Raw genomic sequence first — 22,031 nt, 5'->3', positions numbered from 1 at the left:
CGTGCCCTCCGGGCCACTTTTGGAACAGGATCCACGGTGTTCGGGCACGAGAACGTGGTGCGCGTTCCAAAAGTGGCCGCGGGGCGGGAGGCGGCGCCGGGGCCGAAGCGTCAGAGCCGTTCGAGCAGCAGGCTCTGGGCGACGCGCCCGACCGGACCGGTGAGGTCCGACAAGACGGCCGAGCTCATGCCGACGGCGTCGCCGCCGATCCACGACTCGGCCACCATCCCGGTCCACTCCCCCACCGGAGGCTGGGCCAGGTGGACCGTGAGCTCGGTGTTCATGAACACCCAGTCCCTCGGGTTCAGCCGCGAGCCGACCCCGTTGGCGGCGTCGGCGATCGCGACGCAGCGCTCGAGGTCGTCGCCGATCTCACCCTCGACGAGCGGGTAGGGCATCGACGCCCACGCGATCGCGGGGCCGTCGATCCGGCCGATCGGCGTGCGCACGGCCCAGCGCAGCGATCCGACGAATCCCCGGCGCCAGCTGGCCGGGACGCCGAGCTCGCCGCGCTCCAGCTCCTCGTCCGTGGGCGGCGCCAACGCCGGCTCCGGCGAGTGCATGACCTCGACGGACTCGTCGCTGCGCAGCCACCACGCGGTCGCCTGGGCGACCGGCCGGGTCCCGGACTCGCTGACCTGGTGGGCCACGGCCGAGAGCAGCTCGATCTTGCGGCCGGGCCGCACGACGCGCGCCGTGACCTCGATGGGCGCCATGGCGATGGGCCCGAGGATCTCGACCGTCGTCCGGGCGATCCGGCCCGGTGCTCCGTGCGGCAGCTGTCGCATCGAGCGGGTCAGCAGGGCCCCGACGGGACCCCCGTGCTGCAGCTCGTCGCTCCACGGCCCGATGGCGGCCGCCGACGGGACGAACACCTCCGAGACGTGGTCCTGAGCGTCCTGCTGGCGATCGATCCGGCGGTAGCAGCCCTCGAATCCCTGCATGTCAGTTCTCACGGACCAGAGCCTCCTGCACGACGTGGCACACCTGGGACTCGGGCTCCCCGAACACGGCCGCCTCGACCAGCGACCGACCCGCATGGGCCGTGGGCGTCGCGTGCTCGAAGAGCAGCCACTCGTCGGCCCGGGCGGGCTGGTGGAACCACAGTCCGTGGTCGAGCGAGACGGCAGTCCACCGTTCGCCGAGGGACCGCTCCTGGCCGGCGCGGTGCCCGTGGGGCGCGACGGCCATCGACATCAGCATCAGGTCGCTGACGTAGCCGATCGCCGCCTGGTGGACCAGCGGGTCGTCCCCCAGGTCCTCCGCGACCCGCATCCAGATGTTCTGGACGGGGGCGGCCGAGTGCAGGGGCGTCTCGTCGGACTCCGGCGAGATCCGCACCTCGACGGCGCTGAATCCCTCCCAGTACTCCCCCAGCCCGCCGTCGGCCCCGGCCAGCTCGCGCAGCTCGATGCTGTCCTCGACCGAGGCGCTCACCGGCCGGCGCCGCGAGTGCGCCACGCCCTCGCGGGGCTCCATGAGCGAGATCGTCGAGCGGCACACCAGCCGGTCGTCCTGCAGGGCGTCGACCACGCGGGTCGAGAACTGCCGACCGTCGCGCAGGTGCTCGACCTGGAACCTGACCGGGAGGTCGGACCGTCCGGGGCGCAGGAACGTCGTGTGCAGCGAGTCGACCAGCCGGCCGGCCGCGCTGTGCCCCGCCGCCATGATGGACTGCGCGACGAGCTGGCCGCCGTACAGCTGCGGCAGGGCGATCCCGTCGGCGTGCCCGATCCAGGCGCCGTCGCCGGCCGCGCTCAGGTCGAGGATCGACCCGAGCGAGGCGACCGACATGGTCACGCGTTCGGCTCCGCCGTCGCCTTGCGCGGCGGCCGCGGGAAGAAGCCGCTCGTGCGGGCGACGTACGCCTCGAACTCGGGACCGCGCTTGCGGCGCATGCCCTTCTCGGTGAGCTTGGCGCCGCTGAACGTCGTCAACAGCCACGTCATGAGGATGGGCGAGAAGACCGTCAGGACACCCCACGGCGAGCCGAGCGCGAGCACGAACAGGCCGGCCCACACGCAGGCGTCGCCGAAGTAGTTGGGGTGACGGGTCCAGGCCCACAGGCCGCGGTCCATGATCTTGCCGGCGTTGGCCGGGTCGGCCTTGAAGCGCGCGAGCTGCCAGTCGCCGACGGCCTCGAACAGGAAGCCGATCGTCCAGATCGCGATGGCGACGATCACGAGGGCGTCGACCCCGCGCGACACGTAGACCGCGAACTGCACGGGGATCGAGACGATCCAGGCCAGCACGGCCTGCATGCCGTAGATCTTCTTGACCAGGAACGGGATGAGCGGGCGACCCTTGCGCGAGCGCAGCAGCGCCGTGTAGCGCGGGTCCTCGCCCTTGCCCAGGTTCCGCCTGCCGATGTAGATGCCCAGTCGCAGGCCCCAGATCGCGGTCAGCGCCAGCACGATGAGGCGGCGGGTGTCGTCGCCGTCGGAGCCCGCCGACATCAGGTACGACACCGCGGCGACCACGACGAACGCCGGGCCCCAGGTGATGTCGATGATCGAGTGGTCGTTCATGAGGTGGGCGATGGCCATGACGATCGCGAAGAACACCACGAGCGCGCCGGCGGTGACGAGCAGGTTGAGGGCGAAGTCGCCCCAGGGGTAGTCGAACATGCGTCCTCTTCTTTACGGGTGGGCGCTCGCGGCGAGGTCCGCGGCGAGGCTCTGGAAGGCGTTCTGGGCGTGGGTGAAGGTGTGCGGGTCGCCCGCGCGCGACTGCGTCAGCAGCTGCTCGAGGGCGGCCGGCTCGAGGGGCTGGTCGGCGTCGTAGCCGACCGTGGCCCACTCGACGGCGTCGGCGGCACGCAGGGCGGAGCCGGCGGCCACGATGACCTGGCCGTTGATGGTGCTGTCCGGCGAGGCCAGCGCGGTCACGAGTGGGGCGACGAGGTCCGAGCGCATGCGGTCGGCGTGGCGCGGGTCCATGCCGGCCTCGGTCATCTGCGTCGTGGCGTAGGGCAGCACGACGTTCGTGAGCACGTTCTTGCCTGCGCCCTCGACGGCGGCGGTGCGACCGAAGGCGATCACGGCGCCCTTGCTGGCGGCGTACGCCGAGACCGTCGTCTCGCCGTGCAGGCCGGCCGTGGAGGCGATCAGCACGACGCGCCCGGACCCGGCCTGGCGCATGTGGGCCATCGCGGCGGCCGCCGGCAGGACGGTGCCGGTGACGTTGATGTCCATGACCTGCCGGAAGCTCTCGGCACTGGTCTTGTGGGCCATCTGTGGCGCGCTGACGGCGGCACTGGTGACGAGGATGTCGAGCCGGCCGAAGTGCTCGAGGGCGTCGGCGACGAGCCGCTCCCCGATCGCGGGGTCGGCGACGTCGTCGTGGTTGGCGACCGCGCGCCCGCCGCGGGCCACGATCTCCGCGACGACGTGGTCGGCCGGGCCGAGCCCGTTCTCGTCGACCTGCCGGTTGCGGTTGTTCACCACGACCGCCGCGCCGGACTCGGCCAGGTGGAGGGCGAACGCGCGTCCCAGACCCTTGCCACCGCCGGTGACGACGGCGACCCGGCCGTCCAGAGCTCGACTCATGGAATCCTCACTTCGATTGATAGAGATACTCCGTTAGTTGTAGTACGGTGTGACGCAGATGACAAGTCCCCACGCTGGGAGCCGCACGACTTCGAGGAATGGCCGATGACCGACGGGGGACCCACGCTGCTCGAACCGGGCGGGACGAACGCCGTCGGACAGATGCTGGGCCTGCTCGGGGACGAGTGGTCGCTGCTGATCCTGGGTCACTCGTCGCGGGGCCTGACCCGCTACGGGGAGTTCCGCGAGGTCATGCCCATCTCGAACTCGGTGCTGACCCACCGGCTCACCCGACTGACCGAGCACGGCCTGCTCGAGCGGCGCATCTACCGGACCAACCCGCTGCGCGCCGAGTACCTGCCGACCGCGCGCAGCCGCACCCTGTGGCCGATGATGCTGGCCATCTGGGAGTGGGAGCGCAGCTGGACCGGCCCCGCCGGCGAGGCCCTCCCGCTGCGCCGCCACGAGACCTGCGGCGCCGAGTTCGCGCCCCTGCTGACGTGCCGGGCGTGCGGCGTTCCGGTCGAGGCCCGCGACATCCGGGCCGTCTGGGGGCCCAGCGGCAGCTGGGAGCGCTCCGTCCCCGCGTCCTCCACGCGCCGGCGCCCCGACTCGGTCCCGGAGTCGCTGCAGTACCCCCAGACCCTGGAGATCTTCGGGAACCGGTGGTCCTCGGCCCTGATCGGCGCGGCGTTCCGCGGCATGGTGCGGTTCAGTCAGTTCGAGGTCGCACTCGGCGCTCCGCCCACCCTCATCGCCGAGCGCCTGCGCACGTTCTGCAACCTCGGCGTCCTCGAGACCCGTCAGCACGCGCAGCACCCCGGCCGGCCCGAGTACCACCTGACCGACAAGGGGCGCGCGTTCTTCCCCGTCACCGCCCTGTCCCTGCACTGGGCCGAGAAGTGGTTCGTCTCCCCGGAGGGACCCGCGCTCGTCCAGACCCACACGGCGTGCGGCCACGACTTCGTGGCCCACCTCGCCTGCGACCAGTGCCGACAGCCGCTGGTCACCGGCACCATCACCATCGTCCCGGTCAACGAGGACCGGACTGCACCCGAAGGAACACCATGACCGGAGCACACACCGTCGCGGATCTCCTCCGCACCAGCAGCCAGGCCCACTCCGCCTCCCCCGCGATCGTGGGCGAGGGCCGGACCGTCACCTACGGCGAGCTCGACACCCGCACGAACCAGGTCGCCTCGGGCCTGCTGGCCCAGGGCCTCGACCGCGGCGACCGGGTCGCCTACCTCGCTCGCAACGGCACCGAGTTCTGGGAGCTGTTCTTCGGCACCGCCAAGTCCGGCGCCGCCGTCGTGCCGTTGAACTTCCGGCTGTCCGCCCCCGAGATCGCCTGGATCCTCTCCGACGCCGAGCCGTCGGTCCTCGTGGTCGAGGACCACCTGACCGGCCTCGTGCCCGCCGACTACACCGGCCTGCGCGTGGTCTTCAGCCAGGAGGGCGAGCCCACCGTCCCGGACGGCTGGGTCGGCTACGAACCGTGGCTCGCGCAGCAGTCCGCGACCGATCCGCGCCAGGACGTGACCGGCGACGAGCTGTTGTCGCTGATGTACTCCTCCGGCACGACCGGCACCCCCAAGGGCGTCACCACCACCGGCGACGCGATGCTCGCCGCGGTCGCCGCCTTCTCGGCGCAGTTCGAGGTCGGGCCCGACACGGTCAGCCTCGTGCCGACGCCGTACTACCACATCGCCGCGGGCGGCTGGTCGCTCATCTCGCTGGCCCACGGCGGCCAGATCATCCAGTTCATCGAGGTCACGCCGCAGAGCATGATCGGCCTGCTCGTCGCGCACCGCGCGACCCACGTGATCATGGTCCCGACCGTCATGGCGATGGTCATCGCGAACCCGCAGGCGGCCGCGGCCGACTACTCCAGCGTCCAGCACCTCGTCTACGGCGGCTCCCCGATCTCCGAGACGGTCATGCTCGGCACGCAGAAGATCTTCGACGCGAAGCTCTCGCAGAGCTACGGCCTGACCGAGACCATCGGCGTGCTGACGATCCTGCGTCCCGAGGACCACGTCGTCGGCGCCGACAGCAAGCTGCAGTCCGCGGGCCGCGCCGTGCCCGGGGTCGAGCTGCGCGTCGTCGACGGCGAGGGCAAGGACGTGCCCGCCGGCGAGGTCGGCGAGATCGTGACCCGCGGCGCCAACGTGACGCGGTCCTACTGGCGTCGTCCCGACGCGACCGAGGCGTCCTTCTTCGACGGCGGCTGGTTCCGCACCGGCGACGCCGGCTACCTGGACGAGGACGGCTACCTGTTCCTCAAGGACCGACTCAAGGACATGATCGTGACCGGCGGCGAGAACGTGTACCCGGCCGAGGTCGAGAACGTGCTCATGGCGCACCCGGCCGTGCAGGAGGTCGCCGTCATCGGCATCCCCTCCGAGCGCTGGGGCGAGACGCCGCACGCCGTCGTGGTGACCCGTCAGGGCGAGTCGGTGACCAGCGAGGAGATCATCGCGTTCTGCCGTGAGCGCCTGGCCCACTACAAGTGCCCCACCTCGGTCGAGGTGATCGAGATGCTCCCCCGGAACCCCTCGGGGAAGATCCTCAAGCGAGAGCTGCGCGCCCCCCACTGGGCCGCCGCCGAAAGGACCATCGGATGACCACGTCCCCCTTCCCCATCCTGCGCCAGGTCGCGCTCGGCACGGCTGACTTCGCCGGCGACGGCGACCGCCTGCGTGAGCTCTTCGGCCTGGCCCCCGGGTACACCGATCCGATGCTGGAGGACGTCGGCATGGCCGACGAGACCCTCCCGGTCGGCGACGTGGCGTACCTGGAGCTGGTCGCGCCGCTGAACGAGAAGGCGCCCATCAACGGCTGGCTCGCGAAGGTCGGCGGCACGGCCGGCTACTGCGCCTCGATCCAGGTGAGCGACCTGACGCCGCACCTGGCGGCGGCCGAGGCGGCCGGCGTGCGGATCGCCGTCGACCTGGACGTCCACGGCAAGCGCATCATCCAGTTCCACCCCGGCGACATGGGCCTGCTCCTCGAGCTCGACGAGATCCCCGACCCGCAGGCGTGGCACTGGGACGACGTCGACTTCGAGACCCCGGCCGAGCCGCTGATCGGCGACGTCGTGGGCATCGACGTGGCCACGGCCGATCCCGTGGCCCGCGCCGAGCTCTGGGCGGCCGTCCTCGGTGTCGAGCTCGACGAGTGGGACGACGTGCCCCTCGTCCGGCTGGGCGAGCGCACCGTGCGCTTCGTGAAGGACGACGTCGCGCGCCTCAGTGCCATCGACGTCGTTGCGACGCCGGCAGGGCAGGGTCTTCCCGACGAGATCGACTTCGGGCAGGTCACCTTCCGCGTGCAGCACGCCTGAGCACACGACGAGCAGGGGCGGGTCCGGTGACGGGCCCGCCCCTGTCGCGTCGTCGGGAGGGGAACACCCGACGTCTGGTCGCCTCAGGAGCCGGCGAACTCCTCGCGCAGCCGCACCTTCAGCAGCTTGCCGCTGGCATTGAGGGGCAACGCGTCGACGAACGCCACGTCGACCGGGCACTTGTAGTGCGCGAGCCGCTCGCGGGCCCAGCCGATCACCGCCGCCGCGTCGAGCGCGGCGCCCTCGGGTCCGCTCGACCGGACGACGATCGCCATGGGCGACTCGCCCCACCGGTCGGAGGGCACGCCGATGACGGCGACCTGGGCGACGCCCGGATGTGCCGTGAGCACGCTCTCGACCTCGGCGGGGTACACGTTCTCGCCACCCGAGACGATCATGTCCTTGAGCCGGTCCCCCAGGAACAGGTAGCCGTCCTCGTCGAGGTGGCCTCCGTCCCCGGTGTGCAGCCAGCCGTCGGCGTCGACCGCGTCGGCCGTGTCCTGCGCGCGCCGCCAGTAGCCCTTCATGACGTTCCCGCCGCGGACGAGGACCTCGCCGCGCACGCCGGGCGGCTGGTCGGCCCCGGTCATCGGGTCGATCACACGGAGCTCGTTGCCGCCGCGCACGCGGCCCACCGACCGCAGCCGGTGGACCGTCTCGGGGGTGGTGCGGTGGTCCTCCGGCGCCAGGAAGGCGACGCCGCCGGTCGACTCGGTGAGGCCGTAGCCCTGGATGAAGTCACAGCCGAACACCTCGGTCGCGTCGCGCAGGACCGACTCGGGCATGGGCGCGCCGCCGTACATGAGACAGCGCAGCGCGGACCAGTCGCCGGTGCGGGACTCGGGCAGGTCCAGCATGAATTGGATGACGGTGGGGACCAGCACGCCGTGGCTGACCCGGTACTCCTGGAACACGCCCAGCAGGTCGGCCGGACCCTGCGGGTTGATCATCAGCAGGGCCGAGCCCTTGAGGTTCGCCATGAGGGCCAGTCCGAAGCCCGTGACGTGGAAGAACGGCACCGGCGCCAGCGCGACCGAGTCCCGGTCGAACCGCACGAGCGAGAGCGGGCAGGCCAGCGACGAGCTGACGTTCACGCCCGTGAGCTCGATGCCCTTGGGCCGGCCCGTCGTGCCCGACGTGTAGAACATCACGGCCGTGTCCTCGGGGTCGCGGGCGATGCCCGGGTCCGTGGCCGGCTGCTCCGAGGCCCAGGTGGACAGGTCCGTCAGCCCGTCGGCGGGCTCGACGGTGACGACGCGGGCGACACCCGGCACGGCCGCGATCGCGGCGCCGTGGTGCTCCATGCCGGCGCCGAGGACGACCACGCGGGGCTCGACGTCCTCCACGATCTGCAGCACCTCGGGCGGCGCGAGCCGGAAGTTCATCGGCACGGGGATCGCGCCGGCCTTGCCCGCGCCGTAGAGCACGTCGAAGAAGGCGACGCTGTTCTCGCCGATGTGGCAGACCCGGTCCCCCGGCTGCACGCCGTCGGCGAGCAGAGCCCGGGCGAACCGGTTGCTCGACGCGTCGAGCTCGGCGAACGTCACGCGCCGGCCGGGCTCGATCAGGGCGGTGCCCTCGGGGTCGTGCGCCGCGCTCCGGCGCACGACGTCCTCGAGCCGCACGAACGGCGAGCCGTCCCCGTGCGTCTCCAGGCCGGCCGCGAGCGAGCTCACGGCTTGGTGACCAGCTGGTCGACGAACAGCAGCTTGCCCAGGCCGCGCTCGTAGCGGATGGGGTCGCGCGCCATGCGAGCGCGCGAGTCGATGGCCATGCGATCGGTGTCGCAGGTCCAGTCGCCGCGAGACATCGCCTTGAGGCCGATCCGGGCGACGTCGCGCGGATCCTCCTTCTGGCCGTCGACGTGCGCGGCCATCCGGGTCTCGACGGAGCCGACGATCAGCGACGTCACACCGACGTCCATCGGCTCGAGCTCGGCCCGCGCGATGCCGCCGAGGTACAGCGCGGCGGCCTTCGAGGTCGAGTAGCCGCCCATGAACGCGGTCGGCGCGATGGCCGCGACCGACAGCACGTTGACGATCGCGCCGCCGCCGTTGGCCGAGATCACCGGCGCGAACGCGCGCGTGGTCTCGAGCGGGCCGAAGTAGTTGACCTCCATCTCGCGGCGGGCGGCGTCGGGGTCGTCGGCCTGGACGAGGCGGTTGCCCGTGAAGAGTCCCGCGTTGTTGATCAGCACGGTGGCGTCGGAGCAGGTGCGGGCCGCGGCCTGCACCTGGGCGCGGTCGACCACGTCGAGCGCGACGATCTCGGCGCCCGTGGCGGCCAGCTCGTCCGTGACGTCGCCGACGTCCCTCACCCCGGCGTAGACCTTCGCCGCTCCGGCGGCGAGAGCCTCTTGGACGAACGCCAATCCGATCCCGCGATTGGCTCCCGTCACGACGACGGTGCTGCCGGTGACCGGCGTACGACGTCCGGCGCTCATGGACCCCACCTCTTCCCTTGTCGACTGACTACGTTTATTGTAGTAATCTGTATCACACTGTCAATTGAAGTGTCACGAGGAGAGGCCATGTCGATCGCACGGGGCTTGCATCCGCAGGCGAAGGTCCGGGAGTTCCAGTCGAAGGGGTGGTGGACCGACGAGACGCTCGACGACTTCTACCTCCAGCAGGTGCGCGAGCGGCCCGACCGACTCGCGATCGTCGACCCCGCGAACCGCTCCGACCTGCTCGGATCGGCTCCGCGACGGCTCACGTGGGCCGAGCTGGACGCCGAGGTCCAGACGGTCGCGGCACGCCTGGACGAGCTGGGCCTCCAGCGCGGCGACGTGGTCGGCGTGCAGTTGCCCAACACGATCGAGCTGGCCGAGGTCTACCTCGGCGCGTGGCTGCTGGGCATCATCGTCTCGCCACTTCCCATGCAGTACCGAGAGCACGAGATCGTGGGCATGGCGAACCAGGCCGGCTTCCGTGCGTTCATCGGCTCGCCCGCCTTCGCGGGCCGCCGGCCGGCCGAGGAGGCCGCCGCCCTGAGCGACCGCGTCCCGACCTTGGAGACCGTCATCGCGTACAGCGACGCGACCGAGCTCGAGGGCCTCCCCGACCAGGTCACGGGCTGGTCGCCCGCCGTCGCGACCGACGAGCAGCGGGCCCGCGTCGCCGAGCGCCGCGCCGCCGACCCGAACGACGCGAACGACTGCGCGACGATCTGCTGGACGTCGGGCACCGAGAGCGAGCCGAAGGGCGTGCCCCGCGCACACCTGGAGTGGATCGCGATCAGCACGGCGACCCTCGACGCCCCGAAGGTCACGGCCGACGACGTCCTGCTCAACCCCTTCCCGATGGTCAACATGGCCGGCATCAACGGCATGTTCCTGCCGTGGCTGCGCACGGGCGGCGTGCTGGTGCAGCACCACCCGTTCGACCTCAAGACCTTCCTGGGCCAGATCGCCGGCGAGCGGGCGACCTACACCGTCGCGCCGCCGGCACTGCTGTGGATGCTGCTGCACAACGACGCCCTGCTGAGCCAGATCGACCTGTCGAGCCTGACCCGCATCGGCTCGGGCTCGGCGCCGCTGCAGCCCGTCATGGTGCGCGGCTGGCAGGAGAAGCTCGGCATCGGCGTCATCAACTTCTTCGGCTCCAACGAGGGCATCGCACTGCTGTCGAGCCTCGAGGACTTCCCCGAGGCGGACGACCGCGCGCAGTTCTTCCCGCGCTACGGCGCACCGGGCGTCACGTGGTCCTCGGCCGTCTCGGAGTGGGTCCAGCTGCGCCTGGTCGACCCGATCACGGGCGAGGAGGTCACCGAGCCCGGCGTGCCCGGCGAGCTGCGCATCGGCGGCCCGACGGTCTTCGCCGGCTACCTCAACCCCGAGACGCGCGCGAACCCGTTCGACGAGCAGGGGATGCTGAAGACCGGCGACATCTTCGAGATCGCCGGTGACCGGAACCAGTTCCTGCGCTACCTCGATCGCGGGAAGGACCTCGTCATCCGCGGCGGCATGAACATCGCGCCGGCCGAGATGGAGGCGCTCATCGGCGAGCACCCTGCCGTGGCGGACGTCGCGGTCGTCGGCGATCCGGACGAGCAGATGGGCGAGCGCGTCGCCGCGGTCGTCACGCTCAACCCGGGTGCGTCCCTGACCCTCGAGGAGCTCATCGAGTTCCTGCGTGAGTCGAAGATCGCCTCCTACAAGCTGCCCGAGCGGCTCGAGATCCGCGACGAGCTGCCCCGCAACCCCGTCGGCAAGGTGCTCAAGCGCGAGCTGCGCCGCACCGCCCATATCTGAGGAGAACCATGAACGACCGCCACCCCTACGTCCAACTGCTCGACCGCATCATCGCGGCCGCCCAGGCCGGCGACCCGGCCGACCTGTTCAACGTCTACGCGCCCGACGCCGTCATCTGGCACAACAACGACGGCGTCGAGCAGACGGTCGAGCAGAACGCGAAGGTGCTGCGCCGGATCTCCGAACGCGTCACCGACCGCGAGTACACCGATCGCCGGATCCAGGTGTTCGAGGGCGGCGTCGTTCAGCAACACGTCCTGCGCGGCATCAACGTGCGCAGCGGCGAGCCGGTCCAGCTGCACGCCTGCGTCGTCGTCACGATCGGCGAGGACGGGCTGATCGAGCGTCTCGACGAGTACATCGACTCGGCCGAGGCTCTTCGCTTCAGCAGCTGAGCCGCCCCCCGGAAACGCCACCGCCCCGACCCAGCCTGGGTCGGGGCGGTGGTGCGTTCAGCAGATCAGACCGGCAGGCCGCAGGCGCGGCGCAGCAGCTCGATGAGCTCGCGACGGTCCTCCTCGGTCTCGCGGGTCGCCTCGGTGCGGTGCGTGTCGCGCGGCCGGCGGTCGTGCCAGAACAGGCCGGTGGTGGTGCCGGGCTCGCGGGCGCTGGTCAGCCAGACGGCCGTGTCGGCACCCTGCTCGGGCGTGCGGAAGTCCGACTCGAACCGACGGATGAAGCCCTGCATCGCGCCGGACTCACGCAGTCCGGGCGAGTCGGTCCAGCCCGGGTGCGTCACGTGGGCGACGATCCCGCGGTCGGCCAGCTCGGCGGCACGCAGCTCGGTCAGGACGATCTGGGCGCGCTTCGTGCGCGAATAGGTGGCCTTCGGGTCGAAGGCGTCCTCCTCGCCGCGCAGCTCCCCGAGCGTGAGCCGCTGGCTGTAAGCGCCGCCGGACGTCATCTCGACGATGCGTGCGGGGGCCGACTCGGCCAGCCGGTCCAGCAGCAGCTCGGTCAGCAGGTACGGGCCGACCACGTTGGTCGCCCAGCTCATCTCGATGCCGTCGGCCGAGGTCTGCCACGTGTCCCACATGCCGCCGGCGTTGTTGATCAGCGCATGGATCCGCGGGAACCGCTCGAGCAGCATCTCGGCGGTGTCGCGCACGGAGCGCAGCGACGCCAGGTCCAACGGCATCCACTCGACGTTCGCGTTGCCCGTCGCCGCCGTGATCTCCTCGACGGCCGCGGTGCCGCGGTCGGGGTTTCGACCGAGCATCACGACGTGAGCGCCGAGCGCCGCCAGACTGGTCGAGGCACCCAGGCCGACTCCGGCCGTGCCACCGGAGACGATCACGGTGCGTCCGGCGACGTCCGCCATGTCCGTGTCGTCCCACGTCGGGCGGCGCCGTTCGTACCCGTGCCGGCTGAAACTGATGGTGTCGTCCGCCGCAACCTCGGCGTCGATCACGTCTGCGTCGTTCATACTTTCATTTTAACAGTGACTCGTCCTCCCAGAGAAGGCTACGACGGAGCCACTTCAGGGACATCGTTGAACGCATGGATACCGAATGACAAGTGACATGACGAAGGGCCCGGTCAGCGGACCGGGCCCTTCGTGTGGTGCGTGGATCAGTCGACGTCGAGGACGTCGCCGGCCGACACGAACCGCTTGTCGGCGTGAGACCAGGCGAACGGACCGAAGCCGCTGACGCCGCCCGAGCGCTCCGACGTGCTCTTCCAGGTGACGCCGTCGAGCAGGACCGGGGACGCGTAGTTCTGGTCGCGCGCGGCCTTCATGATGCTCTCGCGCGTGAGACCGTCCTCGGACTCCGCGGCCTGCTTGAGAGTGTTGACGAGCAGGTCGGCGGCGAGCCAGCCGCTGACGGTGATCGTGTTGTTCGGGTCGGCGACGTCACCGACCTGCGACAGGTACTGCTTGACGCCCTCGTCGTCGGCCATCTCGGGGTCGGCCGGCTCCTTGAGGTACTTCGGCACGACCGCGCCGTCGGCGGCCTTGCCGGCGGTGATGTACTCGGCGGCGTTGGCGCAGTTGCTGGCCTTCACCACGAGCTCGGGCTTGAAGTCGACGCGCGCCATGGCGGTGTCCAGGACGCCGCAGGTGCCCGTGACGCCACCGTGGTAGAGCACGTTGACGTCGGCGGCCTTGAGCTTCGTCGCGGCGGCCGAGGGATCGGTGTCCTCGGTCTCGGCCTCGATCTTCAGGTCCGCGGCCTCGGCCGACTTCTTGAACGACTCGGCCATGGCCGCGCCGCTGGCGGTCGCGTTCTCGGCCATGCCGAGCTTGATGTCATCGACCTTCGTCTTCATGAAGTCGATGATGAACTTCGTCTCGACGTCGGCCGACGGCAGGAACTGCAACGTCCACGGGTACGCCTCGATGTCGTTGAACCGCACGTCGCTCGAGCTCGGGTAGAGCATCGGGACACAGGCGGCGTTCTGGTCGTCGGCGATGGCGGCGACCTGGCCGGCGCCGAACGTCGTGAGCAGGTCGACCTTGTCCTTCTGCAGGAACTCGGTCGCGTTGGCCTTGGCCTTGTCGGGGGCGAACGCGTCGTCCTTGTACGCCACCTCGATCTTCATGCCGTCGATGCCGCCCTCGGCGTTGGCCGCCTCGATGCGCGCGTTGTAGCCCGCGGTGGCGAGCTCGGCCGCACCGGCGATCGGACCCGACAGCGGAGCGCTGTAGCCGACGGTGATCGTGTCCGTGATCTTCTTCGAGACCGCGTCGGGATCCTCGCAGTCGTCCAGGTTGAGCTGGAAGCCGCCGGAGGAGCCGGACTCGGAGTCGTCGCTGCTCGAGCCACAGGCGACGAGCGTGAAGCTCGCCAGCACGGCGGCCGGGATCACCGCGGCGCGGCGGAACCGGCGCATGGTGGTGGATGCGGTCATGAACGGGACCTTTCGATGGTGGTGGTGGTGCTGTCGAGCGGATGCTCGGGGTGCGGGGCCGTTGTGGGCACCGCGGACGCCTCCCCGGCGGCGAGTTCCGGGCGCGGGTCCCGGAAGACGACCCGGCGTCGAAGCAGTTTGGCCAGCGAGCCGACGACTCCGGCCGGCGCGACGAAGATGACGAACAACAGGACGACCGCGAACAGGACCGCGGACGACTGGCCGCTGCCGATGTCGGCCGTGTAGTACGGCACGTAGACGACGGCCAGGGCGCCGGCGATCGGGCCGAGCACGGTCCGCTCGCCGCCGATGACCAGGCCGATCAGCAGCGTGATGCCGGCCATCAGGGTGAACGACCCCTCGGCGTAGAGACTGCCCATGTAGAGGGCGAACAGCGAGCCGGCGGCACCGGTGATCGCGCCCGAGAGCCCGAAGCTCGCGGTCTTGACCACGGCGATGTTGACGCCCGAGGCCGACGCGGCGATCTCGTTCTGGCGGATGGCCGCCATCGCCATGCCGTAGCGGCTGCGGGACAGACACCAGCAGACGTAGAACGTCAGGGCCATGACGATGACCGAGAGCCAGAACAGCCAGACGTACTTCTCGCCCAGGCCCAGTCCCGTCCACTCCGGCGGACGCATGGCCGAGCGCGGGATGGTCATGCCGCTCGCGCCACCGGTCAGGTCGTCGAACCGGGCGACCAGCTCGGGGAAGGCCACGGCGAAGGCCAGCGTGACCATCGCCAGGTACAGACCGCGGATCCGCAGGGCCGGCAGGCCGACCAGCAGTCCGACGACCAGGCTGATGGCGAACGCGACCGGGATGGTCGCCCAGCCCTGCCAGCCGTGCTCGAGCATGAGGATGCCCGTCGTGTAGGCGCCGATGCCGAAGAAGGCCGAGTGTCCGACCGACAGCAGGCCGACGTAGCCCGTCGCCAGGTTCAGGCCGGCGATGGCGACCGCGAAGATCATGACCCGGGTGACCTGGCCGATCTCGAAGGGCGCCAGGCCGCCCAGCCACAACGCCGCGGCGACGGTCAGCACCAGCCCGGCACCCACCAGGGCGCGGTGGACGGGGGTGCCGCGTTCGATGACTCGGGGGGTGTTCACACGCGCTCCAGACGTCGGGCCCCGAACAGACCGGTGGGGCGGACCAGCAAGATGACCACGATCACGACCAGGGCGACGGTGAGCGACATCGAGCCGCCCAGGAAGGTCGCGTAGCCGTTGACCAGCGCCAGGCCGATGCCCAGCCCGAGACCGCCCACGACCGCGCCCTTCACGCTGTCCAGCCCGCCCAGCAGGGCGGCGGCCGTCGCGAAGATGAGGACGTGGAACATGCCGTTCAGACCGAGCTGGCCCGGCGGGACCAGCGGGATGAGCAGGGCTCCGGCGAACGCGCCGATCGCGCTCGACAGGCCCCACGAGAGGGTGAGCACCCGGCCGACCTTGACGCCCGAGAGGGCGGCGGACTGCCGGTTCGTCGCGACGGCCCGCATCTGCAGGCCCATGGTCGTGTACTTGAAGAACAGGTACAGGCCGAAGACGATCGCCGCGGTGATAGCCCAGATCGCGATCGAGTCGTAGTAGAGCCGCGCTCCGGCGATCATGACGAAGTCGTTCTCGCCGCTGGGCAGCATGCGCGGGAAGGGCTTGTCGTCCGAGCCCCAGATCCAGCCGTCGAGGCCGTTGAGCCCGGTGAAGAGGGCCAGCGCCACGATGAGCACGGCTGTCTCGTCACGTTTGGCGACCGGCCGGATGAGCCAGCGCTCGGCGGCGGCGCCCATGAGGAAGCCGATGATGATCGCCGGGACGATGGCGACCCACGGGTTCAGGCCCCGCTCGGTCAGCCACCACGTGATGTAGGCGGTGAAGAGGGCGAACTCGCCCTGGGCGAAGTTGATCGTCGACGAACTGCGGAAGACGATGACCAGGCACAGCGCGATCAGGATGTAGACCGAGCCGTTGGTGGCGCCGGCGAAGACGCGGGAAAGCAGGATGTCCATGAATGCTCCTCAGTAGCCCAGGTAGGCAGCACGGATGCTGTCGTCGGCGCGGAACGCCTCGGCCGTTCCGCTGGCGCTCACCTCGCCGACCTCGAGCAGGTAGACGCGTGCGGCGATGTCCAGGGCGAGCTCGGCGTTCTGCTCGACCATCAGCAGGGCCGTGCCCGACTCGCGGTTGATGTCGCGCAGCGTGTCGAACAGGTTCTGCACGATCACCGGCGCCAGGCCGAGGCTGACCTCGTCGCACATCAGCAGCCGCGGACGGCTCATCAGGGCGCGGGCGATGGCGAGCATCTGCTGCTCACCGCCGGAGAGGGTGCCGGCGATCTGGTCGCTGCGCTCGGCCAGTCGAGGGAAGACCGAGAACCAGCGCTCGACGTCCTCCTCGATCCCGGCCTTGTCGCGACGGGTGACCGCGCCGACGCGCAGGTTGTCCAGCACGGACATGGCGGTCAGGGTGCCGCGGCCCTGCGGGACGAGGCTGACGCCCGCGGCCAGGACGGTGTCGGGCCGGATCTTGCCGAGCTCCCGGCCGTCGATCTTGAGCGAGCCCTCGAAGGGCAGCTGCCCCGAGAGCACGCTGAGCAGGGTCGACTTGCCGGCGCCGTTGGCGCCGAGCACGACGACGGCCTCATGGGCGTCGACGTGGACGGACACGTCGCGCAGCACGGTGGCTCCGCCGTATCCGGCGGTGAGGCCGGTGGCCTCCAGCAGCGCGGTCATGCGGACCTCCCCAGGTAGGCGGCGATGACTTCGGGGTGACGCTGGACCTCCGCGGGGAGGCCGTCGGCGATCGTGCGCCCGAAGTCCATGGCGACGACGTGGTCGCACACGCCCATGACCAGTCCCATGTGGTGTTCGACGAGCAGGACGCTGAAGCCCATCTCGTCGCGCAGGGAGCGGATCAGGTCGCCGAGGTCGGCCACCTCGGAGTGCGTGAGACCACCGGCGGGCTCGTCCAGCAGCAACAGGGACGGGCGGCTGATCAGGGCGCGGGCCAGCTCGACGCGCTTGAGCGTGCCGAAGGGCAGGCCGGCGGCCGGCTGGTGGGCGAACTCGACCAGGTCGAGGCGCTCGAGCAGGGCCCAGGCGTCGCGCTCGATCTCGCGCGTGACGCGACGCGAGCCGGGCCAGCCGACGAGCGAGGGCAGCAGGTGCGGCGTCCGGGTGCCGTGGGCGCCCAGGACCGTGTTCTGCAGGACGGTCATCTCGGGCCAGAGGGCGAGGTTCTGGAAGGTGCGCGCGACACCGGCACGGATCACCTGGTGGCGACGCAGACCCAGCAGGTCGACGTCGCCGTAGCGGATCGTGCCCTCGTCGGGCTGGTAGACGCGGGTGACGCAGTTGAACAGGGAGGTCTTGCCGGCCCCGTTCGGCCCGATGAGTCCGCAGATCTCACCTTCAGCCACCTCGAACCCCACCCGGTCGAGCGCGGTCACCCCACCGAAGCGGAGAACAACGTCCGAAACGTGAAGCATCAGGAGCCTTTCGATAACGAAGTACGTGGGAGCAACACTGAGCGTAATCCTGTGACCGGAGTCACTCCGTCAATGTGCATGGTCTTTCTAACAGGCCGAAAGAGGGCTGGTCAAGACAAACTCTGTGTTTTGAAGTGCCTTTTCTCATTGATGCTTCGAGAACGTCATACGCCGCAGGGAAAGTGCGGTGAGAAACTCGATGAGCGCGCTCCCGTCGGGGAGTTCGGAGCGGCCCGCAGGCCCGCCCAGCCCCGTGCCACGGCATCACTACATTTGACGTAGTTACTGGTTCGGAGGCCGGCGCGCGCTTCCCGGGCGGCTTGACTAACGAGTAGCCAGCGCTCACTGTTGCTACCGACCGGGAACTACCACGTCGAAAGGGGGACGACGATGACCGAGGCGATCACCGACGAGAACGGCGCCTCTCCGCTCGGCCGCGCTCTGATCCTGCTCGGCGACATGTGGACCCTGCGGATCGTGATGTGGGTCTTCAACGGCAAGCGCCGCTTCCAGGACCTGCGCAACGCGCTGGAGATCTCCGACCCCGTGCTGTCGCGCCGGCTCAACTCGCTCGTCGACGAGGGCATCCTCGAGGCCCACGAGTACCAGCGGAACCCGCCGCGACGCGAGTACCGGCTCACCGAGTCCGGCCTGGACCTGTGGCAGGTCCTGGTCGCGATGTGGGCGTGGGACCGGCGTTGGGCCGGACACCACCACCGCGACGCCCAGACCCGGCTGCGCCACCTCGACTGCGGCCACCACAACCGGCCCGTGTTCGGCTGCGGCGCCTGCGGCGCCATCGGCGTCGGCGCTCGCGACGTGCGCGGCACGGTCGACGACCGCCTCCTGCTCGACAGCGTCCAGCGCCGCTCCCGGCGCTCCCCCACCATGCCGACCCCGATCGACGCCTCCGGCGTCCTGGGCGACCGGTGGTCGACCTTCCTGCTCTCGGACGCCTTCACCGGCACGCGCCGGTTCAACGACTTCCAGGAGAACCTGGGCATCTCCCCCGTGACCCTCACGCAGCGCCTGCACCTCTTCGTCGAGGCGGGCATGATGTCGCGCGAGGACATCGCCGGCGGCAAGCGTCAGGAGTACCGGCTCACCTCGAAGGCGCTGGACTTCTTCGACGTCACCACGACGATCAACGGCTGGGCCCAGCGCTGGCTGACCGAGGACGGCCGCTCGGGGCTGAACCTCGTGCACATCCCCTGCGAGAACGAGTTCGTGCCGCAGTTCACGTGCAACGCGTGCAACGGCGTGCTGAGCCGCACGAACATCCGGTTCGAGGGCCCGGTCGCCGAGCTGTGACCCGGCGACCGGCCCTCACCTCCCGGCCGCTCAGCGGCCGGTGAAGACGGCGGGACGCCGCTCGAGGAACGCGGCCACGCCCTCCTTGTGGTCGTCGGACAGCTGGCACTGCGTCAACGCCGCGATGTGCTGCTCCAGGTGCTCGTCGCGCGTGCGCGACGATGACCAGTTCAGCAGCGACTTCGCGCGCGAGATCGCGAACGGCGAGCCGGTCGAGATCTTGGCCGCCAGCTCGCGGGCGGCCGCCAGCAGGTTCTCCGGCTCGACGACGTCCATGACGAAGCCGATGCGCTGCGCCTCCTCGGCGTCGATGAACTCGCCCGAGAACACCAGCCGCTTCGCCTGCTGCGGGCCGACGAGGTCCGGCAGCAGCCAGGTGCCCGCGCCCGTGTCGGGGATCAGGCCGCGCTGGACGAAGATCCACGAGAACTTCGCGCGGGTGGACGCGATCCGGAAGTCCGCTTGGGTCGAGAGCTCGACACCGAGGCCGGCCGCTGGACCGTCGACGGCCACGATGACCGGCGTCGACGATTCCCAGAAGTACCAGTGGCGGCCGTCCGTGTGCCCCTCGCGATCCTCGGGCTTCGTCCCGGGCTCGACGTCACGCAGCTCGGTCAGGTCGGTGCCGGCACAGAACTGCCCCGGCACGCCGGTCAGGATGATCGCCCGCACGTCGGGGTCCGCGTCGGCCTCGGCCGTGTGGTCACGGATCGCGTCGTACATCGCGTAGTTCAGCGCGTTGCGCTTCTCGGGGCGGTCGATCGTGATCGTCGCGATGCCGTCCGCGACCTCGTAGTGGACGTGAGGGCTGGTCATGACTGCTCCTGGGACTCGGGGGAGACGAAACGGAAGGGAACGCCGCACAGCTCGACGACCCGGCCCACCTGCTGCGGGTCGGCCGCGACGACGTCGACGGCGACCAGACCGCGCGGGCCGTCGCCGGACGGCACCAGTGACAGTGACTCCGGGCCCATCCTGACGGTGTGGTCCTGCTCGACGGGAGCACCGGTGAGGGCGGCCCACGTCGAGGCCACGGCGGCCGGGTCGGGGACGGCCAGGGTGGCGCCCGCGATGTCGACGGCCACGTCCGTGGCCGACTGGGCGAACACCTGTGGGGCGAAGTGCCAGCTCTCGAACGGGTCGACCTGGTCGATCTCGGTGAGCGTGCCCAGTGCCTTGGGGTGCCACTGCGAGATCATGTGGCCGTCGTACTCCTGGTGCATCAGCGGCGCGAGCCCCTGCTCGGCGGCCCGCTCGACGACCAGGTCGAGATCGAGGACCTGCGTCGCGATCATGAAGCCGCTCGGGCCGTTCGCGGCGACCTGGCGCCCGTGCGGCGAGTCCGGCGAGATCGGCGCCACGATCTCGATGAACGTGTCGGCGAAGCTGAACACGTCGTGGATGAAGCCCAGCGAGGCCATCCCCTCCTCGTCGCGGACGCTGCCGGGGAATCCGAAGGCGGCGATCGCCTCCTTCCGGGCGGTGTCGAGGTCGTCCGTGATGAGGACGACCTGACGCAGACGCAGTGGTTCCATCAGTTGTCTCCTGTCGTGGTTGCGCTCAGCCGGTCACGCAGCTGACGCTTGAGCACCTTGCCCACCGGATTGCGCGGCAGCGCGCTGACGACCTCGAGTCGCTCCGGCCATTTGAACTTCGCGACGTCCGCGGCGCGGACGATCGCGACAACCTCGTCGAGGCCGATCGGCTCGTCCCCGGACGGGACGACGAACAGGCACAGCCGCTCGCCCAGGTCCGGATCCGGAAGGGCGACGGCGGCGGCCTCGCTGATGCGCGGATCGGCCGTGACGATGGACTCGATCTCGGCGGCGGAGATCTTGTAGCCGCCGCGGATGATCAGGTCCTTCGCGCGGTCGACGTGGACCAGGAGATCCTCGTTCTCGGCGCTGATCTCGAAGACGTCACCGGTGCAGAACCAGCCGTCCTCGTCGAAGCCCTCGCGACCGCGGCCGAGGTAGCCCGAGAAGATCGCCGGCCCCTTGAGTCGCAGCTCGCCCGGGTGACCCGGCGTGTCGATCTCCGAGCCGTCGGCCAGGTCGACCAGGCGCGCGGACATCGCCGGGGCCAGGTCGGTGCGATAGGCCAGACCGGGCCGGCCGTACCGCGGGAACAGCCGGCCGCGCTGTGCCGGGTCGGGCACCGTCTCGGGCTCGGCGAAGAGCATGCCGCCCTCGTTCGACCCGAACAGGTTGAGCACCTCGACCCCGCGGCCGTTCTCCCAGGCGTCGATCATCCAGCCGGCCAGCGGCGCCGAGCCGGACGACACCACGCGCAGCGACGACAGGTCGCGGTCGGGGCCGGTGCCCGAGACGACCGCGTTGAGCACCGGCGGCGGAGCACAGGTGTAGGTGACGTGGTGGCGCTCGATCTGCTCACAGAACAGGTCGAGGTCGAACGGGTGGTGCTGCACGAGCGTGCACCCCGTGAGCAGCCACGGCACGAACATGCCGGCGAGGCCGCCGCCGTTGACCATCGGGAACGGGTTCAGCAGCACGTCGTCGGCGGTCAGCCGGGGCGACTGCACACATGCCGTGCCCAGAACCTCCCAGTCGCCGTAGGCCCGGGGCACTCCCTTGGGGAAGCCCTCGGTGCCGGACGTCCAGACGATGGTGACGGCGTCCGCGGAGCCCAGCTGCAGCCCGGCCGCGTACGCGTCGGCCTCGGCGCGCGCGTCGTCGTCGGCCCGCGTCAGCGACGCCAGCCGCGGGTCCCGCTCGGGCTGTCCGTACGCGGCGACCGCCCGCAGGCCGGGGACGTCGGCGCGGAAGTCCGCGACGTCGGCCGCGAGGTCGCGCCCGAGCGCGGACGTCGTCGAGATGAAGACCCCGACCCCGGCCAGCTCGCACATGCGGACCAGCTCGTGACTGCGGTACTGGATCGGGAAGGGGCACGTGACGGCCCCGAGGCGCGCCGCGGCCAGGAGGGTCAGCGGCAGCTCGACGACGTTGGGCAGCTGCACGCCCACCACGTCGCCCCGGCGCACACCGAGTCCGTACAGGGCGGCGGCGATCCGTCGGACCTCGACGTCGACCTCGGCCCAGGTGAGGCTCCGGGGCTCCCCCGCCATGACCGTCGCCCGGTTGATCGGGTCGACGAGCGCCAACGCGTCGGGAGTGGCCCGAACGGCCTGCGACACCAGCGCGGACCAGGTGCGGCCAGTCCACCAGCCCTGCTCCTCGAACGCCCGTCGCTGCTGCTGATCGAACAGTTCCATGTCCGG

At 70.6% G+C, this 22,031-nt stretch carries 21 protein-coding genes; 6 read left to right on the top strand and 15 right to left on the bottom strand.

Translation table 11 applies throughout. The features are described from left to right. Positions 1-110 precede the first annotated feature (110 nt). Genes NP095_RS02810 through NP095_RS02795 form a run of 4 tightly spaced genes read right to left on the bottom strand, consistent with a single transcriptional unit; the run spans position 111 to position 3,548 of the window. The gene (locus NP095_RS02810) at positions 111-956 is read right to left on the bottom strand and encodes a thioesterase family protein (RefSeq protein WP_232417563.1); all 846 of its coding nucleotides are present in this window, start codon (positions 954-956) and stop codon (positions 111-113) included. Then, the gene (locus NP095_RS02805; protein ID WP_232418547.1) at positions 946-1,794 is read right to left on the bottom strand and encodes an acyl-CoA thioesterase; all 849 of its coding nucleotides are present in this window, start codon (positions 1,792-1,794) and stop codon (positions 946-948) included. Before NP095_RS02805 ends, NP095_RS02810 begins: the two co-directional genes overlap by 11 nt. Positions 1,795-1,796: 2 nt before the next feature. After that, complete coding sequence (locus tag NP095_RS02800) at positions 1,797-2,627, bottom strand: DUF1295 domain-containing protein (RefSeq protein ID WP_232417564.1); 831 nt, start codon at positions 2,625-2,627, stop codon at positions 1,797-1,799. Between the two features lie 12 nt (positions 2,628-2,639). Further along, entirely contained in the window at positions 2,640-3,548 is a 909-nt protein-coding gene (locus tag NP095_RS02795; RefSeq protein WP_232417565.1) for an SDR family NAD(P)-dependent oxidoreductase, read from the bottom strand. Positions 3,549-3,653: 105 nt separating this feature from the next. Between NP095_RS02795 and NP095_RS02790 the strand changes: the two genes are divergently transcribed. Genes NP095_RS02790 through NP095_RS02780 form a run of 3 tightly spaced genes read left to right on the top strand, consistent with a single transcriptional unit; the run spans position 3,654 to position 6,894 of the window. After that, a complete protein-coding gene (locus tag NP095_RS02790) occupies positions 3,654-4,619 on the top strand; it encodes a winged helix-turn-helix transcriptional regulator (RefSeq protein ID WP_232417566.1) in 966 nt (321 codons plus the stop codon). After that, positions 4,616-6,175: a long-chain-fatty-acid--CoA ligase gene (locus NP095_RS02785; protein ID WP_232417567.1), complete on the top strand. Its 1,560-nt coding sequence runs from the start codon at positions 4,616-4,618 to the stop codon at positions 6,173-6,175. Before NP095_RS02790 ends, NP095_RS02785 begins: the two co-directional genes overlap by 4 nt. Continuing rightward, positions 6,172-6,894 carry a VOC family protein gene (locus NP095_RS02780; protein ID WP_232417568.1) on the top strand — a complete coding sequence of 241 codons (723 nt, stop codon included), beginning with the start codon at positions 6,172-6,174 and terminating at the stop codon, positions 6,892-6,894. Before NP095_RS02785 ends, NP095_RS02780 begins: the two co-directional genes overlap by 4 nt. A gap of 83 nt (positions 6,895-6,977) precedes the next feature. Here the strand turns inward: NP095_RS02780 and NP095_RS02775 are convergent, their stop codons facing one another. Next, complete coding sequence (locus tag NP095_RS02775) at positions 6,978-8,570, bottom strand: AMP-binding protein (protein ID WP_232417569.1); 1,593 nt, start codon at positions 8,568-8,570, stop codon at positions 6,978-6,980. Further along, positions 8,567-9,337, bottom strand: coding sequence for an SDR family oxidoreductase (locus tag NP095_RS02770; RefSeq protein ID WP_232417570.1), 771 nt, complete (start codon positions 9,335-9,337; stop codon positions 8,567-8,569). Before NP095_RS02770 ends, NP095_RS02775 begins: the two co-directional genes overlap by 4 nt. An 87-nt stretch (positions 9,338-9,424) precedes the next feature. On the opposite strand from NP095_RS02770, the gene NP095_RS02765 reads away from it, so the two are divergent. Both NP095_RS02765 and NP095_RS02760 read left to right on the top strand, forming a co-directional pair. Continuing rightward, entirely contained in the window at positions 9,425-11,146 is a 1,722-nt protein-coding gene (locus tag NP095_RS02765) for a class I adenylate-forming enzyme family protein (RefSeq protein ID WP_232417571.1), read from the top strand. A gap of 8 nt (positions 11,147-11,154) precedes the next feature. Further along, positions 11,155-11,541, top strand: a complete 387-nt coding sequence (locus tag NP095_RS02760) for a nuclear transport factor 2 family protein (RefSeq protein ID WP_232417572.1) — start codon at positions 11,155-11,157, stop codon at positions 11,539-11,541. A 65-nt stretch (positions 11,542-11,606) separates the two neighbouring features. Here NP095_RS02760 and NP095_RS02755 read toward each other — a convergent pair whose 3' ends face one another. The 6 genes from NP095_RS02755 to NP095_RS02730 form a co-directional block, all read right to left on the bottom strand. After that, a complete protein-coding gene (locus NP095_RS02755) occupies positions 11,607-12,572 on the bottom strand; it encodes an SDR family NAD(P)-dependent oxidoreductase (protein WP_232417573.1) in 966 nt (321 codons plus the stop codon). A gap of 146 nt (positions 12,573-12,718) precedes the next feature. Then, positions 12,719-13,999: an ABC transporter substrate-binding protein gene (locus NP095_RS02750; protein WP_232417574.1), complete on the bottom strand. Its 1,281-nt coding sequence runs from the start codon at positions 13,997-13,999 to the stop codon at positions 12,719-12,721. Then, complete coding sequence (locus tag NP095_RS02745; protein ID WP_232417575.1) at positions 13,996-15,108, bottom strand: branched-chain amino acid ABC transporter permease; 1,113 nt, start codon at positions 15,106-15,108, stop codon at positions 13,996-13,998. The genes NP095_RS02750 and NP095_RS02745 overlap by 4 nt, the downstream gene beginning before the upstream one ends. Beyond that, positions 15,105-16,004 (bottom strand): branched-chain amino acid ABC transporter permease, encoded by a 900-nt coding sequence (locus NP095_RS02740; protein WP_232417576.1) that lies wholly within the window; start codon positions 16,002-16,004, stop codon positions 15,105-15,107. Before NP095_RS02740 ends, NP095_RS02745 begins: the two co-directional genes overlap by 4 nt. Before the next feature lie 9 nt (positions 16,005-16,013). Continuing rightward, complete coding sequence (locus NP095_RS02735; protein ID WP_232417577.1) at positions 16,014-16,727, bottom strand: ABC transporter ATP-binding protein; 714 nt, start codon at positions 16,725-16,727, stop codon at positions 16,014-16,016. Then, complete coding sequence (locus NP095_RS02730) at positions 16,724-17,482, bottom strand: ABC transporter ATP-binding protein (RefSeq protein WP_232417578.1); 759 nt, start codon at positions 17,480-17,482, stop codon at positions 16,724-16,726. The genes NP095_RS02735 and NP095_RS02730 overlap by 4 nt, the downstream gene beginning before the upstream one ends. Before the next feature lie 390 nt (positions 17,483-17,872). Here NP095_RS02730 and NP095_RS02725 point away from each other — a divergent pair, with 390 nt between their 5' ends. After that, a complete protein-coding gene (locus tag NP095_RS02725; protein WP_232417579.1) occupies positions 17,873-18,793 on the top strand; it encodes a winged helix-turn-helix transcriptional regulator in 921 nt (306 codons plus the stop codon). A gap of 30 nt (positions 18,794-18,823) precedes the next feature. On the opposite strand, the gene NP095_RS02720 is transcribed toward NP095_RS02725, so the two are convergent. Genes NP095_RS02720 through NP095_RS02710 form a run of 3 tightly spaced genes read right to left on the bottom strand, consistent with a single transcriptional unit; the run spans position 18,824 to position 22,025 of the window. Then, positions 18,824-19,609 carry an enoyl-CoA hydratase/isomerase family protein gene (locus tag NP095_RS02720; protein WP_232417580.1) on the bottom strand — a complete coding sequence of 262 codons (786 nt, stop codon included), beginning with the start codon at positions 19,607-19,609 and terminating at the stop codon, positions 18,824-18,826. Next, positions 19,606-20,328: a VOC family protein gene (locus NP095_RS02715; RefSeq protein WP_232417581.1), complete on the bottom strand. Its 723-nt coding sequence runs from the start codon at positions 20,326-20,328 to the stop codon at positions 19,606-19,608. Before NP095_RS02715 ends, NP095_RS02720 begins: the two co-directional genes overlap by 4 nt. Next, positions 20,328-22,025, bottom strand: a complete 1,698-nt coding sequence (locus tag NP095_RS02710) for a class I adenylate-forming enzyme family protein (protein WP_232417582.1) — start codon at positions 22,023-22,025, stop codon at positions 20,328-20,330. Before NP095_RS02710 ends, NP095_RS02715 begins: the two co-directional genes overlap by 1 nt. Between the last annotated feature and the right edge of the window lie 6 nt (positions 22,026-22,031).

It is taken from the genome of Aeromicrobium duanguangcaii, from assembly GCF_024508295.1.
GTDB lineage: Bacteria > Actinomycetota > Actinomycetes > Propionibacteriales > Nocardioidaceae > Aeromicrobium > Aeromicrobium duanguangcaii.
This window is presented reverse-complemented; position numbering and strand designations above follow the sequence as displayed.

Coding starts and splice junctions, on each gene's coding strand:
- NP095_RS02805 (WP_232418547.1), bottom strand. CDS start 1,794: ATGTCGGTCGCCTCGCTCGGGTCGATCCTCGACCTGAGCGCGGCCGGC.
- NP095_RS02800 (WP_232417564.1), bottom strand. CDS start 2,627: ATGTTCGACTACCCCTGGGGCGACTTCGCCCTCAACCTGCTCGTCACC.
- NP095_RS02795 (WP_232417565.1), bottom strand. CDS start 3,548: ATGAGTCGAGCTCTGGACGGCCGGGTCGCCGTCGTCACCGGCGGTGGC.
- NP095_RS02790 (WP_232417566.1), top strand. CDS start 3,654: ATGACCGACGGGGGACCCACGCTGCTCGAACCGGGCGGGACGAACGCC.
- NP095_RS02785 (WP_232417567.1), top strand. CDS start 4,616: ATGACCGGAGCACACACCGTCGCGGATCTCCTCCGCACCAGCAGCCAG.
- NP095_RS02780 (WP_232417568.1), top strand. CDS start 6,172: ATGACCACGTCCCCCTTCCCCATCCTGCGCCAGGTCGCGCTCGGCACG.
- NP095_RS02770 (WP_232417570.1), bottom strand. CDS start 9,337: ATGAGCGCCGGACGTCGTACGCCGGTCACCGGCAGCACCGTCGTCGTG.
- NP095_RS02765 (WP_232417571.1), top strand. CDS start 9,425: ATGTCGATCGCACGGGGCTTGCATCCGCAGGCGAAGGTCCGGGAGTTC.
- NP095_RS02760 (WP_232417572.1), top strand. CDS start 11,155: ATGAACGACCGCCACCCCTACGTCCAACTGCTCGACCGCATCATCGCG.
- NP095_RS02755 (WP_232417573.1), bottom strand. CDS start 12,572: ATGAACGACGCAGACGTGATCGACGCCGAGGTTGCGGCGGACGACACC.
- NP095_RS02750 (WP_232417574.1), bottom strand. CDS start 13,999: ATGACCGCATCCACCACCATGCGCCGGTTCCGCCGCGCCGCGGTGATC.
- NP095_RS02740 (WP_232417576.1), bottom strand. CDS start 16,004: ATGGACATCCTGCTTTCCCGCGTCTTCGCCGGCGCCACCAACGGCTCG.
- NP095_RS02735 (WP_232417577.1), bottom strand. CDS start 16,727: ATGACCGCGCTGCTGGAGGCCACCGGCCTCACCGCCGGATACGGCGGA.
- NP095_RS02730 (WP_232417578.1), bottom strand. CDS start 17,482: ATGCTTCACGTTTCGGACGTTGTTCTCCGCTTCGGTGGGGTGACCGCG.
- NP095_RS02725 (WP_232417579.1), top strand. CDS start 17,873: ATGACCGAGGCGATCACCGACGAGAACGGCGCCTCTCCGCTCGGCCGC.
- NP095_RS02720 (WP_232417580.1), bottom strand. CDS start 19,609: ATGACCAGCCCTCACGTCCACTACGAGGTCGCGGACGGCATCGCGACG.
- NP095_RS02715 (WP_232417581.1), bottom strand. CDS start 20,328: ATGGAACCACTGCGTCTGCGTCAGGTCGTCCTCATCACGGACGACCTC.
- NP095_RS02710 (WP_232417582.1), bottom strand. CDS start 22,025: ATGGAACTGTTCGATCAGCAGCAGCGACGGGCGTTCGAGGAGCAGGGC.